This is a genomic window from Cellulosimicrobium sp. ES-005, from assembly GCF_040448685.1.
In the GTDB taxonomy this organism is placed as follows: Bacteria; Actinomycetota; Actinomycetes; order Actinomycetales; family Cellulomonadaceae; genus Cellulosimicrobium; species Cellulosimicrobium cellulans_G.
The window spans coordinates 2,789,829-2,806,897 of the sequence record NZ_CP159290.1; the positions used below are offsets into that span (position 1 = coordinate 2,789,829).

The following is a 17,069-nucleotide window of genomic DNA, read 5'->3' on the forward strand; positions in this document are numbered from 1 at the left end:
TCGCTCATCCCATCACGCGGCGCCCACACGCGCTACGGCGTGGAGATCCCGTGCGGGACGGTCGGACGGGGGACGCGGGGAGGGTCAGCGAGCGTCCGTGCGCAGGATCTTGGTCCGCAGGACGACCTCGTTGAGGCCGAGCTGACGGTCCAGCTCCTTGGCGGTGTCGGACGTCGACGTGAAGTCGACGACCGCGTAGATGCCCTCGGACTTCTTGTTGATGTCGTACGCGAGGCGGCGACGACCCCAGATGTCCACCTTGTCGACGGAGCCGCCGTCGGTCTTGATGACCGACAGGTACTTGTCGAGCGACGGGGCGACGGTGCGCTCCTCGATCTCGGGGTCGAGGATGATCATCAGTTCGTACTGACGCATGCGGATAACCCACCTCCTCTGGTCTTCGCGGTCACGGTCTCTCCGTGACAGGAGGGTTCATGCATTCGTGCTGCTGCCGTCCGACGTGCGGACGGCAGCTCCCCAGGGTACCCGCTCGGCGCGGGCCCCTGGAAATCTGCGGGACGGCCGAGGTCAGGGGTTGCCGTTCCCGCCGCCGCCCCCGTTCCCGCCACCGCCCGGGGGCCCCGTCTCGGTCGGGGACGGATCCGGGTTCTCCGGGTCTGGCGGGTCGGTCGGCTGCTGCCCGGGATCGGTGCCCTTCGAGACCACGAGCGCGATCGTCGACCCGGGCGGCACCTCGCTCATCGACGACTGGCTGATGACGAAGCCCCGCGGCTGCTGGTCGGAGAACTCCTCGGTGATCCGCACCTTGAGCCCTGCCGCCTCGAGCTGGGCGCGCGCGGCCCGGCTCTCCATGCCGACGACGCTGGGCACGGTGACGTTCTCCGGCTGCTCCGGCTCGACCGGCTCCTCCGGCTGCGTGTCCTCGGTCGGGGTCTCCGTCGGGGTCTCGGTGGGCGTCTCCGTCGGCTGCGGCTTGGGCGGCGTGTACGCCGGGAACTCGCCGGCAGGCAGGTTCGCCACCGCCGTCTGCATGTACGAGGTCCAGGCCTCGACCGGCCACGAACCACCCGTGATCTCGTCCCCGACCCACTTGCCGAACGGGGTGATCTGCTCCTGCTCGCCGTCCGGGCCGGACTGGTAGAGACCGACGACCGTCGCGAGACCAGGGGTGAATCCCGCGAACCAGGCCGACTTGTTGTCGGTCGAGGTTCCGGTCTTGCCGGCGGCCGGGCGGCCGATGGCCTGCGCCGGCTTGCCCGACCCCTTCTCGACGACCTGGGACAGGGCGTACGTCGCCGCAGCCATGACGTCGGGAGCGAACTCCTGCTCGCGCTTGTCGGCGCCCGGTGCCTGGTACACCAGGTTGCCCCGGGAGTCGGTCACGGAAGCCACGATGTGCGGCGTCGACCGCATGCCCTGCGCGGCGATGGTCGCGTAGGCGTTCGTCAGCTCGAGCGGCGTCACCGTCGCGTCACCGAGCACGTTCGCCAGGTTCGACCCGACGTCGGCCTTGATGCCCAGACGTGCCGCGACGTCCGCGGTCTTCTCCGGCCCGACCTCGAGGTTGAGCTCCGCGTAGGCGGTGTTCACCGACTGCGCGGTCGCCTCGGTGAGGTCGATGTTTCCCCAGTCGTGGTCGCTGAAGTTGCGGACCTTCCAGTCGCTGCCGTTGTCCGCGCCAGGGAACGTCTTGGGCGAGTCGCCGTCGAACCGCTCGTCGAGCGTGTGGCCGTTCTCGAGCCCGGCGATGAGCGTGAACGGCTTGAAGGTCGAGCCGCCCTGAGCCGCGCCGCGGGTCGCGTTGTTGTACTCGTTCTGGACGAAGTCCGGGCCCCCGTAGAGCGCCCGGATCGAACCGTCGTTCGGATCGATCGACACGAGCGCCGCCCGGATGTTCTCGGAGACGGGGTTCTCGTCCCCCCGACCCTCGCGCGGGAGCGAGTCGGCCGTCGCGACGGCCGCGTCCTGCATGCCCTTGTCGATCGTCGTCACCACGGTGTACCCGCCGGTGGAGAGGCTGTCGAAGTCGATCGGGTTGTCGCTCCCGGCGAGCTCCTCCTCCACCATGCGCAGGAGGTAGCCCGTCGACCCCGCATACCGCTGCGACTTCGTGTACTCGACCGGCTCGGGGAAGCCCGCGGCGAGGGCCTCGTCGTACTGGGCCTTGTCGATGTGCCCGTCCTCGTACATGAAGCCGAGCGTCCGGTCCCAGCGGTACGCGGCCTGGTCGTGGTTGTTGATCGGGTCCCAGTTGGTGGGGTTCGGGACGATGCCGGCGATCATGGCGGACTGCGACACGGTGAGACCCGCGGCGTCCACCCCGTAGAACTTCTGCGCGGCGGCCTGGATGCCGTACGCCCCGCGGCCGAAGTAGATCGTGTTGAGGTAGTTGCCGAGGATGTCTTCCTTCTTCTGCTGCTGCGTGATCTTCAGCGCGAGGATGGCCTCGCGGGCCTTGCCCGCGTAGTCCGTGACGGTGTCCGTGTAGTAGCGCTCGACGTACTGCTGGGTGAGCGTCGAGGCGCCCTGGCGGTCGCCGCCCTTGAAGTTGTTGTAGAAGGCACGTGCGATGCCCCGGAAGTCCACGCCCGAGTTCGTCCAGAACGTTCGGTCCTCCGACGCGACGACCGCGTCGCCCACGTACTTCGGAAGCGTGGCGTAGTCGACGATCTCGCGGTTCTCGACGGCGTACTTCCCCATCTCGGTCCCGTCGCCCCAGTACACCGTGGACGTCTGCGCCTCGACGCTCGGCAGCTTCGTCGGCACCTCGGTCGTGAACCACGCCGCGACGAGCACGCCCGCGACGAGCGCGACGCCGGTCAGCATGGTCCCGACGACGACGCGCCACGACGGCAGCCAGCGACGGAAGCTCTTGACGTGCGAGCGCGGGTAGTTGAAGAACCGACGTCGCCCGCGGGGGGTCGTCCGTCCGTTCGTCCTCGTGGATCGCGCCACGGTCTACCTTCCTCTGGGGGGCAACGGGAAGCCGGCTCCACGTCGTCCGCGGACCTGCTCGTGGCCCGCCGCGAGCGGACCGCCTGCCCGACGGCGCGTCCCCGCCTCGGGCGTGGGACGTCGTCGGGCACGGGGTCGGCACACGCCGGACCACCCTGAACAATAGGGCGTCGCCCTGTCGGGACAAGGGTCTGCAGCACTGACAGCGCGATCGTGCGCCATTGATTCGCCGCGGCGTCCCGCCGCCTCCGCGGGTCCTTCACATCTGTGGCGCGGTGCGCGACACTCCCCGAAGATTGCACGACACATCGAGACGACCTAACCTGTCGATGTATCGACTCGATACATCGAGTCGACCATCAGGTCACAGCGAGCCCGCCGGGGCACGCCCGAGGAGCGTCAGGAGGTGGGTTCGTGCGCAGCAAGACGCCGGTGCTCGAGACCGCGATCCTCGGCCTCCTCAAGGAGTCCCCTCTGCACGGGTACGAGCTGCGCAAGCGGCTCAACCTCATGCTCGGGTCGTTCCGCGTGCTGTCCTACGGTTCGCTGTACCCCGCCCTCAAGTCGTTGGTGGCCCGCGGGCTCATCAGCGGCACCGAGCAGTCCGCGGCGCAGTCGACGCTCGCGCCCGCCCTCTCGGGCAAGCGCGCGCGGATCGTCTACGAGCTGACCGCCGAGGGCAAGGAGCACCTCCAGAGCGTGCTGGCCTCGTCGGGGCCGGCAGCCTGGGAGGACGAGAGCTTCGACGTCCGGTTCGCGTTCTTCGCGCAGACCGACGCCGAGACCCGCATCCGCATCCTCGAGGGCCGGCGCACCCGGCTCACGGAGAGGCTGGAGGCGGTCAGAGAGTCCGCGGCTCGCACCCGCGAGCGGCTCGACGAGTACACGCTCGAGCTGCAACGTCACGGACTCGAGCAGGTCGAGCGCGAGGTGCGCTGGCTCGACGGTCTCATCACCACCGAGCGCGACCGGAGCTCCGGGCACTCCCGGAGCACCACCCGTGCGCGGACCAGCAGCACCCCGCATCCTGCGGAACCATCCGAGCAGGAGCCCGACGGCGCGAGGCGACCCGAGGACCCTGGAACATCGAACACCAAGGAGCGAGGATGACCTCCATCCGCGTCGCCATCGTCGGAGTAGGCAACTGCGCATCGTCCCTCGTCCAGGGCGTGCACTTCTACCGTGACGCCGACCCGAGCAGCACCGTCCCGGGCCTCATGCACGTGCAGTTCGGCGACTACCACGTGTCGAGCCTGGAGTTCGTGGCGGCGTTCGACGTCGACGCGAAGAAGGTCGGCTTCGACCTCTCGGAGGCGATCAACGCCTCGGAGAACAACACGATCAAGATCGCGGACGTCCCGCCGCTCGGCGTGACCGTCCAGCGCGGCCCGACCCTCGACGGCATCGGCAAGTACTACGCGCAGACGATCGAGGAGTCGGACGCGGAGCCGGTCGACGTCGTCGCCGCGCTGCGCGAGGCCCAGGTCGACGTGCTCGTCTGCTACCTCCCCGTGGGCTCCGAGCAGGCCGCGAAGTTCTACGCGCAGGCCGCGATCGACGCCGGCGTGGCGTTCGTCAACGCGCTGCCCGTCTTCATCGCGTCCGACCCGGAGTGGGCCGCGAAGTTCGAGGAGGCCGGCGTCCCGATCGTCGGCGACGACATCAAGTCGCAGGTCGGCGCGACGATCACGCACCGCGTGCTCGCCAAGCTCTTCGAGGACCGCGGCGTCGTGCTGGACCGCACGTACCAGCTCAACGTCGGCGGGAACATGGACTTCAAGAACATGCTCGAGCGCGAGCGCCTGGAGTCCAAGAAGATCTCCAAGACGCAGGCCGTGACCTCGAACCTCGAGGGCCCGCTGGGCGGCAAGAAGGAGGACCGCAACGTCCACATCGGCCCGTCGGACTACGTCGCGTGGCTCGACGACCGCAAGTGGGCCTACGTGCGCCTCGAGGGCCGCGCGTTCGGCGAGGTCCCGCTGAACCTGGAGTACAAGCTCGAGGTGTGGGACTCCCCGAACTCCGCCGGCATCATCATCGACGCCGTGCGCGCCGCGAAGATCGCCAAGGACCGCGGCGTCGGCGGCCCGATCCTCTCGGCCTCGACCTACTTCATGAAGTCCCCGCCGGTCCAGATGGAGGACACGAAGGGCCGTGCGCAGCTGGAGGCCTTCATCGCCGGTGAGGTCGAGCGCTGATCCGGAGCGCAGCGAAGGTTGAGGGCCCGGCACGCTTTTCGCCGGGCCCTCGGCCGTAGCGGAGCGCAGGACCAGCGCGACCAGCAGAGTCGAGCGCTGATCCGGAGCGCAGCGAAGGTGGAGATACGGGCGAGGCCCCTGCCGGTGATCGGCAGGGGCCTCGCCCGTGTGCTCGTCGTGCGGTGCGTCAGGCGCAGGGGCTGCCCGCGTCCCAGGCGCCGTGGACGTCGGTGCCGGGCTGGGAGCCGGTGGTCCACCACTGCGCGGTGTAGTTCACGCCCGCGCGGGTGACGACGTCGCCCGCGGTGTAGGTGCGCCCGGCGTCCCAGGCGTCGCCGCAGGCGGGTGCCTCTCCCGCCGGGGCGGTGCCGGGACCGCCGATGGCGCGCCAGGGCCCGTTCGGCTGGCCGGGCTCCTGGTTCCGGGTCCACCAGGCGGCGCGGTACTCGACGCCGTCGTGGTAGACGACGTCGCCCGTGGCGTACACGCCGGAGGCGTACCAGGGGGCGGCCGCGTCGGCGGGGAAGAGCGGTCCCGGGGTGGCGGTCTCGAACGTGCCGCGCAGGGTCCCGAGGAGCTCGTTGTCGAGGTCACCCGCGAGGTCCCAGAAGTAGCCGCCGCCGTAGCCGTGGGTGGCGAGGTACTCGGCCTTGGCCGTCACGGAGCGCGGGGTGTCCGCGGTCCACCACTCGCCGTCGCCGTAGAAGTACCCCTGTCCGGCGACCTCGTCGTAGTACTCCGGGAGGCCCTTGGCCTTGATCTCGGAGTAGTAGGTGAACGGGAGGGCGCCGTCGGCGGCGGCACCGGGCGTCGAGTCGGTGACGTTCTTCCAGCCGTAGCCGTACGCGGCCATGCCGAGGACGAGCTTCTCCTTGGGCCACCCGGCCGCGTGGTAGGCGCCGAGGACGCCGTCCGCGGCGAGGCCCCAGTTGGCGGGCTCGCCGGTGGTCGGGTCGTCGTAGACGTGCAGGTTGCCCTGGTGCCCGGTGCGGGTGGTGTTCCAGTCGCCGTGGTAGTCGTAGCCCTGGACGTTGATGAAGTCGAGCGCGTCGACGAAGCGCGGGTCGAGCCAGCCACCGTACGTGCGCGGGGCCCAGCCGGCCGGTGCGAAGCCGGTGATGAGGTAGTCCTCGCCGGTCTCGGTGCCGAGCTCGTCGAGCTCGGCGCGCAGGAGCTGCGCGAACTGGACGAAGTTCTCCGCGTCCTCCTCGGGTCGCGGCGTGGGGTGCTCACCGGTCGCGCCGGGCCACTCCCAGTCGAGGTCGACGCCGTCGAAGATGCCGGCGGCGACGCCGTCCCCGCCCTTGGTGCCGTTCTCCGCGTCCTGGACGACGGGAAGGTTGCCGCGGAAGTACACGTCGAGGCAGGACTCGACGAGCCGCTCGCGGTTCTCCGGCGTGGACACGGCGTCGGAGAAGTTGTCCGACCAGGTCCAGCCGCCGAGCGAGATGAGGACCTTCAGGCCCGGGTTGGCCTCCTTGAGCTTCTTGAGCTGGTTGAAGTTGCCCGCGAGCGCCTGGTCGGCGGTGTCCGCGACGCCGTCGACGGCCTGCCCGGCCGGCTTGAGCTGGACGTAGTCGTTGAGGGGGTCGCCCTCGAGGCCGCCGTCGACGGGGTCCTCGCGGTCGGTGATGTCGCAGACCAGGTCCGTCGTGACGTTGCCGAACGCGTAGTTGAGGTGCGTCAGGTCCGACGCCGCCCCGGTCCTCTGGAGGTCGGCGACCTGGTAGCCGTCCTCGTTGCCGGCGTCCCACGCGGGGTAGTAGCCGACGGTCTTGTAGCCGTTGGCGCCGTCTCCGCCGGCCGTCGCGGGTGCGGCGTGCGCCGCCCCGACCGTGCCGGCGACGAGTGCCGCCGTCGCTGCGAAGGCGAGCCCTGCGGCCGCCGTCCTGGGGGTTCGTGTCATTCGAGAATGCCTCGCTGCTTCTCCGGGCCCGGCCACTGCGGCGGGTCGTGACGAAAACGAAAAGGTAACCTTCCTAAGCATTCTTCGCCAGGGGGTTCCCAGGATGCGAGAACGGCACGTCCCAGCCCGGGTCTGCCTGCGGCGGCTCGGTGGGCCGTGACGACCGCCTAGGGTTGAGGGGTGAGTGTCGTCGCCGAGCTGCGAGCGCTGCTGCGGCTGCGCGGGTTCCGCAGGCTGTTCGCCGTCCGCCTCGTGTCGCAGGCCGGGGACGGCATGTTCCAGGTGGGCCTGGCGTCGCTGCTGTTCTTCTCGCCCGAGTCGCAGGGCACGGCGGCGGCGATCGCGGGCGCGTTCGCGGTGATGCTGGCGCCGTTCACGATCGTGGGCCCGTTCGCGGGGGTGTTCCTCGACCGCTGGCAGCGCCGGCAGGTGCTCGCGTGGGGCAACGCCGTGCGCGTGGTCATCACGCTCGGCATGGCGGCCCTCATGCTCTCGGGCGGCGTCAGCGGGTGGATCTACGCGCTCGGCCTCGCGGCGCTCTCGGTGAACCGCTTCCTCCTCGCGGGCCTGTCCGCGGGCCTGCCCCGCGTCGTGGACGGCCCGCTGCTGCTCACGGCGAACTCCCTGACCCCGACGCTCGGCGCCGGCGCGGCGTTCGTCGGGGGCGGGATCGGGTTCGTCCTGGGTCTCGCGTTCGACCCGGGCCGGGTCAAGGACTCGTCCGCGCTCGTGTGCGCGGCGCTCGTCTTCGGTGTCGCGTCGCTGCTCGCGCTGCGGCTCGGCCGTACGGAGCTCGGCCCGGAGCGGCCCGCCGAGTCGGCGATCCGGTCGGAGATCGTCAAGGTCGCACGCGGTCTGGCCGACGGCGCCCGGTACCTCGTCGCGCGGCGCACCCCGGGTCAGGCGCTGCTCGCGATGGCGACGCACCGCTTCCTCTACGGCGTGGTCTTCATCGCGTCGATCCTCATCGCCCGGAACCTCCTCGACGCGGGGAGCCAGACGGCGGGCATGGCGACCTTCGCGATCGTCGTGGGGCTCACGGGCGCGGGTGGCGCGGGCGCGATGGTGCTGACCCCCACGCTCTCGCGGTACACGGGTCCGCAGGTGTGGATCGCGATCATGCTGCTGCTCGCCGCGGCGAGCCAGCTCCTGCTCGTGACGACGCCGTCGCGCGCGGTCGTGTACACGGGCGCCGCCCTGCTCGGGCTGGCCGCGCAGGGCACCAAGATCGCCGTGGACACGATCGTCCAGCGCGACACCGACGACGAGTTCCGCGGCCGGGCGTTCGCGTTCTACGACGTCCTGTACAACGCGGCGTTCGTCGGCGCGGCCGCACTGGCGGCGTTCACGCTCCCCGACACGGGCTGGTCGCGCGGCGTGTTCGTCGCCCTCGCGGTCGCGTACGCGCTCGCCGCACTGGTGATGTGGACGCGCGGGGCGCGGACCCCGGCCGGGGCGGGGGACGCCGTCGTGCCCGACGCCGAGGCGGCCTCGCGGACCACGCCCGCCTGATCGAAGCGCACCGCTCCGGCGCCGTTCCGGCACCGGTTCTGCCGTCGGCGTACCGATGAGTCCGGGGCGGAAAAGAAGTCGTCACCGTCGGCGGGAATAACGCAGGATGGTGAATGGTCGTACAGGGTACGGATCGTCGTGGCCGACCGCGTCGATCGTCCCGGGTCACCCACCCTCCACCGTGGCCCCGCCGACCGAGAACCGACACCGACGTCGCGTGCACCGCACGCGAGCCCGTGCTGCCCCCGCGCAGCCCGCCCTGCCCCGAACCGGGTCCGAACCGGAGCCCGGGCCGCCACCGACGCGAGCGGAGACACCCCCGTGACAGCCTCCCCCACCCACGACACCTCGGCACCCGTCGACCGGCTCCCCCGGGCGGACTTCCTCGTCATCGCGCTGCTGCTGGGCTCCGCGTTCGTCGTGATCCTCAACGAGACGACCATGAGCGTCGCGCTGGCGCCGCTCATGGCCGACCTCGGCATCACGGCCAGCACGGGTCAGTGGCTCACGACGGCGTTCATGCTGACGATGGCCGTCGTCATCCCGGCGACCGGCTTCCTGCTGCAGCGCCTGGGGACCCGCGGCGCCTACCTGCTCGCGATGTCGCTGTTCAGTGCGGGCACGCTGCTCGCCGCCGTCTCCCCCGGGTTCGCGTGGCTGCTGGTCGGCCGCGTCGTGCAGGCGTCGGGCACGGCGATCATGATGCCGCTGCTCATGACGACGATCATGACCCTCGTCCCACCGACGATCCGCGGCAAGGTCATGGGCAACATCTCGATCGTCATGGCCGCCGCGCCCGCGCTCGGCCCGTCGCTCTCGGGCCTCATCCTCAACTCCCTGAGCTGGCGGTGGGTGTTCGGGATCGTGCTCCCGATCGCGCTCGTCGCGCTCGTCCTCGGCTTCCTGTACATCCGGGACGTCGCCGACCGTACGCACTCGCGCCTCGACCCGTTCTCGCTGGTCCTCGCGGCGTTCGCGTTCGGCGGCCTGGTCTACGGGCTGTCGAGCATCGGCGAGGCCGCGCGCCACACCCCGGTCGTCCCGCCGGCGGTGCCCATCGCGTTCGGGGCCCTCGCGCTCGGCGCGTTCGTGTGGCGCCAGATCGTGCTGCAGCGCGAGGACCGCGCGCTCCTCGACCTCCGCGTGTTCACGCACCGTGGGTTCAGCGTGCCCCTCGGCATCATGGCGGTCGGCATGGTCGCCATGTTCGGCTCTCTCATCCTCCTGCCGCTGTTCCTGCAGGACGCGATGGGCCTCGAGCCGCTCGCGACCGGCCTCATCGTGCTCCCGGGCGGGCTCCTCATGGGTCTGCTCGGCCCGACCGTCGGCCGGCTCTACGACCGGGTGGGACCGCGTCCGCTCGTCATCCCCGGCGTGAGCGTCGTCGCCGTCGCCCTCGCGGCGTTCACGACGATCCACGCGAGCTCGTCGCCGTGGTTCGTCCTCGCGCTGCACGTCACGCTGAGCCTGGGCCTCGCGTTCATGTTCACGCCGCTGTTCACGTCCGCGCTCTCGGCGCTCGAGCCGCACCAGTACTCGCACGGGTCCGCGTCGATCGGCACCGTGCAGCAGCTCGCGGGCGCCGCCGGCACGGCCATGTTCGTCGCCGTCATGACGACCCGCTCCATCGCCTACGGCGAGGCGGGCGCGTCACCGCAGGCGGCGCTCGCCGAGGGCGTCGGCGACGCGTTCGTCTGGGGCACGGCCGTCATGCTCGTGGCCGTGGGCCTCTCGTTCCTCCTGCGCCGCCCCGCGCCGCAGGACCACGGCCCGGGCCACGGCCCCGCGCAGGACCGGACGCAGGACGCACCGGTCGACGACGTCAAGGTCGAAGCCGCACTGGCCACCGACGACGTCTGAACCGTCACCGCGGCGTCGACCACGACGTCATGCGCCCTCGAACACGACATGGGTGCCGTTATCAGCCCGATAACGGCACCCATGTCGTGTTCGGCCCAGCGCAGACCAACCTCAGGAAGTCGACGACTCCGGTTGGTTGGCCCACCAGGCCAGGAGGTCCGCGCGCGCCGTCTCCTCGTCGACCGGCCCGCGGTCGAGACGGAGCTCCAGCAGGTGCTTGTACGCCTTCCCCACCACCGGTCCCGGCCGGATGCCGAGGATCGCCATGATCTGCTGGCCGTCGAGGTCCGGGCGGACGGCGTCGAGCTCCTCCTTCTCCTGGAGGGCGGCGATGCGGCGCTCGAGGTCGTCGTACGACTCGCGCAGCCGCTGCGCCTTGCGCCGGTTCCGTGTGGTGCAGTCGGCGCGCGTGAGGCGGTGCAGCCGCTCGAGCAGCGGGCCGGCGTCGGTCACGTAGCGGCGCACGGCGGAGTCGGTCCAGGCGCCGTCGCCGTACCCGTGGAAGCGCAGGTGCAGCTCGACGAGCCGTGCGACGTCCTTGACGACCTGCTTGTCGTAGCGCAGGGCCTTGAGGCGCTTGGCGACCATCTTGGCCCCGACGACCTCGTGGTGGTGGAAGCTCACGCCGCCCCCCGGCTCGAAGCGCCGCGTCGGCGGCTTGCCGACGTCGTGCAGCAGCGCCGCGAGGCGGAGCACGAGGTCGGGGGCCGGGACCGCGCCGTCAGGCCCGGTCTCCTGGGCGATCGCCTGGTCGAGCACCGTGAGCGAGTGCTCGTAGACGTCCTTGTGCCGGTGGTGCTCGTCGATCTCGAGCTTGAGCGCGGGCAGCTCGGGCAGCACGTGGTCGGCGAGGCCGGTGTCCACGAGCACCTCGAGCCCGCGGCGCGGCGACGCCGCGCACAGCAGCTTCGAGAGCTCGTCCCGCACGCGCTCGGCGGACACGATCTCGATGCGCTCGGTCATGAGGACGAGCGCGGCGAGCGTCCCGCCGTCGACGTCGAACCCCAGCTGGGCCGCGAAGCGCGCGGCGCGCATCATGCGCAGCGGGTCGTCGTCGAACGACCGCTCGGGGGCGATCGGCGTGCGCAGCACGCGGCGCGCGAGGTCGTCGAGGCCGTCGAAGGGGTCGACGAACGTCATCTCCGGCACCCGGACCGCCATCGCGTTGACGGTGAAGTCCCGGCGCGACAGGTCTCCCTCGAGCGTGTCGCCGAACGCGACGGCCGGCTTGCGCGACGTCGGGTCGTACTCGTCCGTGCGGTACGTCGTCACCTCGACGACGAGGTCGTCGGCGGCTCCCCCCCGGCCGAACCGCTTGGCGCCGATCGTGCCGAACTCCTTGCCGATGTCCCAGTGCGCGTCGCCCCAGCGCGCGAGGAGCGCCTCGGTCTCGTCGGGCGACGCGGACGTGGCGAAGTCGAGGTCGTTGCTCGCCCGTCCGAGGAACGCGTCGCGGACGGGTCCGCCGACGAGCGCGAGCTCGTGACCGGCGGCGTGGAACGCCTCGCCGAGCTCGATCGCCGCGGGTGCCATCTCGGTGAGGACGGCGAGGGCGCGGCGCTGCAGGTCGAGCGACTGCGGCGTCGGCTGAGATGCCGGCGGGGGCGACGGCTGGGACGACGAAGGCTGGGGCACGACACCCAAGCCTGCCAGATGCGAGGCCCGCACCGGGGAGCCGGTCCCGGGGAGCCGACGTCCACTCGGTAAAGTTGGGACATGTCCACCCCTGCGCACGCCGACGAGCCCCGGAGGGATCCGGCGGGCGGGCGTGGCAACGGTCGCGGGCAGCCCCTCCCGGTCCCCGCCCCGCCCGGCGGGCACGCGCTGCGCATCGACCCGCGCTCGCGCCCGGCCCCCGCGCCCCCACCGCTGCCCGTGGTCGACGAGGTCTCGGCCGGCGGGCTCGTCGTCACGATCGCCGGCGGCGACGTGTGCGCGGCGATCATCGCGCGACGCAACCGGGGCGGACGCCTCGAGTGGTGCCTGCCCAAGGGTCACCTCGAGGGCGACGAGACGCCGGAGCAGGCCGCGGTCCGCGAGATCGCGGAGGAGACGGGCATCCACGGAGCGGTGCAGGAGCCGCTCGGCGTCATCGACTACTGGTTCACCGGCGACGACCGCCGCGTGCACAAGGTCGTCCACCACTTCCTCCTGCGCGCGACGGGCGGCTACCTCACGGTCGAGGGCGACCCGGACGGGGAGGCCGAGGACGTCGCGTGGATCCCCGTGGCGGACCTGCCCGACCGCCTCGCCTACCCGAACGAGCGCAGGATCGCCGCCGTCGCGCAGAGCGTCCTGGAGGGCAGGCCGGCGCGGTTCCACGGGGTGGTCGAGAGTAGGGTGACCCGGACGATCGTCCGCTCGCCCGGCCGTCCGCACGACGGCCGCGGCGGCCAGGCACCGCCCGCCCCACGGAGCTCGACCGACCACTCATGACGCCCTCCCCCAGCAGCGGCGCGCGCCCCGCAGGCGCCGCGTCGGTCCCGCTCCTCGGCAGGTCCGCTCGGCTCCTCGTCGCCCTGGTCGTCCTCCTGGTCCTGACCGTCGGCGTCGTGCTCGGCGGATCCCTCACCGCGGCGGGCGCGGCCGCCGGGACGACGGCGACCACCGCCACGGAGACCGAGGACGCGGTGACGCTCGAGGTGTCGTCGCTGCAGCCGACCGTCCTCGGCCCGGGCGCCACGCTCACCGTCACCGCGCGCGTGACCAACGGGACCGCGGAGACGCTCGGGTCGCCGGAGGTGGCGCTCGGCATCGACCGGCGCGTGCTGAGCACCCGGTCGGCTCTCGAGAGCTGGGCCACGACCGGGCCCGACGGCCGCGTCGGCGTCGGCGTCACGACCCAGGACCTCGGAGCACCGCTCGCACCGGGCGCGAGCGCGGACGTGACGCTCACGGTCCCGGTCGCGGAGCTCAACCTGAACGCCGGCAGCGACTGGGGCCCGCGCGGCATCTCCCTCACGGTGTCCGACGGCGGCGCACGCCTGGCCGTGCAGCGCACCTTCGTCCTCTGGGAGCCGTCGAGCGAGGTGACGCCGCTGCGCCTGAGCGTGGTCGCCGCCATGACCGGTCCGCCGGTGGACCCGGACCCCCAGGCGTACGACGACGCGCTCTCCACCGCGACGGGGACGGACGGTCGCCTCGGGCGGCTGCTCGCGGCGACCGGCGGGGCGCCGGAGGTCGCGTGGGTCGCCGACCCGGCCCTGCTCGCCGCGGCGACGGGCGCGACCGACCCGGCGGTGAACGCCTGGGCCGACGCCGTGGGTGCCGCCGCCGCGGGCCGGTCCACGTTCGCCCTGCGCGCCTACGACCCGGACGTCGCGGCGTTCGCGCACGCGGGACTCGCGCTGCCGGAGGGGACCCCGCTCCCCACCGACCCGACGACCGACGGGCCGTCGCCCGACGACGCGACGGCAGACGGCACGACGACGGACGACACGACGGCAGGCGACACGGCCAGCACGGACGAGGTGGCCGACGGCGCGGACGCTTCCACCACCGGCCTGACCGCCGGGTGGCGGACCGACCTCGCCTGGCCGGGCGACGCCGTCCCCGACCTGGCCACGACGACGCTCGCCGCGGCGTCGGGCGCGACCGCGACGGTCGTCGGTCCCGGCGGGCTCGTCCCGGACGAGTCGCTGACGTACACGCCCTCCGGGGTCGCCGAGGTGTCGACCGCCGCGGGGCCCGTGAAGGCGCTCGTCGCCGACCCGGTGCTCACCGCCCTGCTGTCCGCCGGTGACGGCTCGGGGGTCACGGCGACGCAGCGGATCCTCGCCGAGACCGCGGTGATCGCCCGCGAGCGGCCGGCCGAGCAGCGCCACGTCCTCGTCGCGCTGCCCCGGAGCTGGGAGGCCGAGCCGGCCGTCTTCACGGCACGGATCGACGCCCTCCGGGCCGCCCCGTGGGTCGACCTGGCCCCCGTGGACGACCTCCTCGCGGCCGCGCCGCCCGCGGTCGAGCGCGCGCCGCTCCCGGACTCCGGCGCGTCCGAGGGCGAGATCACCGTCGCCCAGCTCCGCGCTCTCGACCGGTCGCGCACCGACCTCGCCGCGTTCGCGACGGTCGCCACCGACCCCGCGACGATCACACGGCCGCTCGAGCCCGGCTTCGTGACGCCGACCGCCGTCGCGTTCCGTGCCGCGCAACCGTCGCGCGTGCTCGCCGTCCAGCACGCCGAGCAGCAGTCCGCCGCCGTCCGGGGCACGCTCTCCGTGGAGACGCGCACCCCGTTCCTCTTCGTGGCCGAGCAGGAGGACCTCCCGGTCCGGGTGCGCAGCACCCTGGAGCAGGACGCGACCGTCGAGGTCGTGCTCCGGCCCGACGATCCGCGGCTGCGCGCCCCGGAGCGCAGGACGGTGACGATCCCGGCGGCCACGCGGGACACCGATGGCGACCTGGTCGCGACCGAGACGAGCGTCGGCGTGCCCGTCGAGGGGTTCGGGAGCGGGAACGTCACGGTGGAGGTCGAGCTCGTCAGCGCGGCGCAGCCCCAGGTCCGCGTCGCGGAGCCGCAGGAGTTCGTCGTGCGCGTCCGAGCGGACTGGGAGTCGGTCGGCACGGTGGTGGTGGCCGTGCTCCTGGCTCTCGCCCTGGTCGCGGGGATCTGGCGCACCGTGCGGCGCGGCCGCTCGCCCCGCCGTCTGGCGGGCGCCACCGTGGACCAGCCGGCACCGCCCGCGCAGGACCCGGCGCCGGCAGCGCAGCCCGGCCGGCGGGACGAGGAGCGCGTCGAGTGAGCCCGGACCAGCCCCGGCACGTCCGGCCCGCCGGCGCCGGGCACGGCACGCGGCCCGGCACGACGCGCGACGTCGTCCCGTCCGGGGCGCTCCCGGGCGACCCCGCGGCGTCGGGCACCCCGGACGAGACCGCGGAGGCCGGGGCCACCTCGGCGCCCTCCCCCCGTTCGGGCGGGCTCGGCCGCTCGTCCGCGCTCATGGCGTCGGGCACCTTCGTCTCGCGCGGGCTGGGCCTCGTGCGCAACGTCCTCCTCGTCGCCGCGATCGGGACCACCGGCCTGGTCGCCGACGCGTTCGACGTCGCGAACAAGATCCCCAACGTCCTCTTCGCGATCCTCGCGGGCGGCGTCCTCAACGCCGTCCTCGTGCCGCAGATCGTCCGTGCCTACCGCGCGCACAACACGCAGGAGCGGCTCGACAAGCTGCTCACGCTCTCGGGCGTCGTGCTGATCGCCCTCTCGGCGCTGCTCACGGCCGGGTCGAGCATCCTCGTCGCGCTCTACACCGGGCCGGGGTGGACCGCGCCGCAGACGTCGCTCGCGGTCGCCTTCGCGTTCTGGTGCACGCCACAGCTCTTCTTCTACGGGCTGTACACGCTGCTCGGGCAGGTGCTCAACGCGCGGGGCCAGTTCGGCCCGTTCATGTGGGCGCCCGTGCTCAACAACGTGGTGTCGATCGTCGGGTTCGGCGCGTTCATCGCGATCTACGGCCCCGCCGCGGTGGGCAACGTCGACGACCTCACGCAGTGGGACGGGCCCAAGATCGCGCTGCTCGCGGGGACCGCGACGCTCGGGGTCGCGGCGCAGGCGCTCATCCTCGTCGTCCCCCTGTGGCGGGCGGGCTTCCGCTGGCACCTGCGGTTCGGGCTGCACGGCATCGGGCTGCGCTCCGCGGGCCAGGTCGCGCTCTGGACGTTCGCCGCCGTCCTCCTCGAGCAGGTGGGCGTCCTGTTCACCACGCGCTTCGCGAGCGAGGCGCCGCGCGCGGCGCTCGCGCAGACGTTCGGGCCCTACCGCGACGACCCCGGGACCCTCGGCGCCGTCACCGGACTCGTCACCGGCGCCCCGGACGCCTTCTCCGGCGCGCTCGCGGTCGCGGGCAACGCGGCCTACACGCAGGCGCTCATGATCTACCTGCTGCCGCACTCGCTCGTGACGGTGTCGATCGCGACGGCGCTCTTCACGGGCATGAGCGCAGCCGCGCACGCGGGCGACCTCGCGCGCGTCCGGCACGACCTCTCGCGCGGCGTGCGCACCGTCGGGGTCTTCACGGTCTTCGCGACCGTCGTCCTGGTCGTCCTCGCCCTGCCGATCACCAAGCTCCTCGTCCCCTCCGTCGACGCCGCGTCCGGCGAGGCGGTCTCCGAGGTGCTGCGGGCCATGGCGCTCGGGCTCGTGCCGCTCGGCGGCATGGTGCTCATGAAGTGGGTGTACTACGCGTTCGAGGACGGCCGGACGGTCTTCTGGATCCAGGTCCCGGGCACGCTCGTGCTCGTCGGCGTGTCCTGGCTCGCGACCCAGGTCCTGGCGCCCCAGCTCTGGGTCGTGGGGATCGGCCTCGCGATGAGCGTGTCCAACCTCGTGGCCGTCGCGCTGCGCACCGTCGGGCTGCGGCGCACGCTGCGCGGGCTCGACGGCGCCCGGATCCTGCGGCTCCACGTCAAGGCCGGCCTCGCCGCGGTCGTCAGCGCCGTCGCGGGCTGGGGCGTGCTGCGGGGGTTCGTCGTCCTCACCGGAGACGGCCCGGACGGCATCTACGGGCTCTCGTGGTGGCAGGCCGTCGTCGTGGTGGCCGTCGCCGGGGCCGTCATGACGGCCGTCTACGCGGGCGGGCTCAAGCTCATGCGGGTGCGTGAGCTCGACCAGCTCGCCGGGCCCGTCGTGGGCCGCGTCCGACGGCTCGTGCGCCGGTGAGCGCGGCCCGACCGCCCGGAACCAA

General features: G+C 72.6%; 10 protein-coding genes and 1 pseudogene. 7 read left to right on the top strand and 4 right to left on the bottom strand.

Going from position 1 to position 17,069, the window contains the following annotated elements; genetic code table 11:
* Nucleotides 1–84 precede the first annotated feature (84 nt).
* Together rpsF and ABRQ22_RS12265 are read right to left on the bottom strand one after the other, a co-directional pair.
* Complete coding sequence (rpsF, locus tag ABRQ22_RS12260; protein ID WP_009863694.1) at nt 85–375, bottom strand: 30S ribosomal protein S6; 291 nt, start codon at nt 373–375, stop codon at nt 85–87.
* 153 nt (nt 376–528) lie between these two features.
* Nucleotides 529–2,916: a penicillin-binding protein gene (locus ABRQ22_RS12265; protein ID WP_353706937.1), complete on the bottom strand. Its 2,388-nt coding sequence runs from the start codon at nt 2,914–2,916 to the stop codon at nt 529–531.
* Nucleotides 2,917–3,330: 414 nt separating this feature from the next.
* On the opposite strand from ABRQ22_RS12265, the gene ABRQ22_RS12270 reads away from it, so the two are divergent.
* The gene (locus tag ABRQ22_RS12270) at nt 3,331–4,026 is read left to right on the top strand and encodes a PadR family transcriptional regulator (RefSeq protein ID WP_353706938.1); all 696 of its coding nucleotides are present in this window, start codon (nt 3,331–3,333) and stop codon (nt 4,024–4,026) included.
* Nucleotides 4,023–5,114 carry an inositol-3-phosphate synthase gene (locus ABRQ22_RS12275; protein ID WP_047230909.1) on the top strand — a complete coding sequence of 364 codons (1,092 nt, stop codon included), beginning with the start codon at nt 4,023–4,025 and terminating at the stop codon, nt 5,112–5,114. Before ABRQ22_RS12270 ends, ABRQ22_RS12275 begins: the two co-directional genes overlap by 4 nt.
* 187 nt (nt 5,115–5,301) lie before the next feature.
* On the opposite strand, the gene ABRQ22_RS12280 is transcribed toward ABRQ22_RS12275, so the two are convergent.
* Nucleotides 5,302–7,020: a glycosyl hydrolase family 18 protein gene (locus tag ABRQ22_RS12280; protein ID WP_353706939.1), complete on the bottom strand. Its 1,719-nt coding sequence runs from the start codon at nt 7,018–7,020 to the stop codon at nt 5,302–5,304.
* A gap of 180 nt (nt 7,021–7,200) precedes the next feature.
* On the opposite strand from ABRQ22_RS12280, the gene ABRQ22_RS12285 reads away from it, so the two are divergent.
* Both ABRQ22_RS12285 and ABRQ22_RS12290 read left to right on the top strand, forming a co-directional pair.
* Nucleotides 7,201–8,532, top strand: a complete 1,332-nt coding sequence (locus tag ABRQ22_RS12285; RefSeq protein ID WP_353706940.1) for an MFS transporter — start codon at nt 7,201–7,203, stop codon at nt 8,530–8,532.
* A 321-nt stretch (nt 8,533–8,853) separates the two neighbouring features.
* Nucleotides 8,854–10,392, top strand: a complete 1,539-nt coding sequence (locus tag ABRQ22_RS12290) for an MDR family MFS transporter (RefSeq protein WP_253051581.1) — start codon at nt 8,854–8,856, stop codon at nt 10,390–10,392.
* A gap of 111 nt (nt 10,393–10,503) precedes the next feature.
* Here ABRQ22_RS12290 and ABRQ22_RS12295 read toward each other — a convergent pair whose 3' ends face one another.
* Entirely contained in the window at nt 10,504–11,958 is a 1,455-nt protein-coding gene (locus tag ABRQ22_RS12295) for a CCA tRNA nucleotidyltransferase (RefSeq protein ID WP_353709547.1), read from the bottom strand.
* A gap of 264 nt (nt 11,959–12,222) precedes the next feature.
* On the opposite strand from ABRQ22_RS12295, the pseudogene ABRQ22_RS12300 reads away from it, so the two are divergent.
* From ABRQ22_RS12300 to murJ, 3 genes and pseudogenes are all read left to right on the top strand, one after another.
* Nucleotides 12,223–12,690 (top strand): annotated as a pseudogene (locus ABRQ22_RS12300) (NUDIX hydrolase); the annotation flags it as partial.
* A gap of 134 nt (nt 12,691–12,824) precedes the next feature.
* Entirely contained in the window at nt 12,825–15,131 is a 2,307-nt protein-coding gene (locus ABRQ22_RS12305; RefSeq protein WP_353706941.1) for a DUF6049 family protein, read from the top strand.
* Nucleotides 15,128–17,044 carry a murein biosynthesis integral membrane protein MurJ gene (murJ, locus tag ABRQ22_RS12310; RefSeq protein WP_353706942.1) on the top strand — a complete coding sequence of 639 codons (1,917 nt, stop codon included), beginning with the start codon at nt 15,128–15,130 and terminating at the stop codon, nt 17,042–17,044. The genes ABRQ22_RS12305 and murJ overlap by 4 nt, the downstream gene beginning before the upstream one ends.
* The last annotated feature ends 25 nt before the right edge of the window (nt 17,045–17,069 follow it).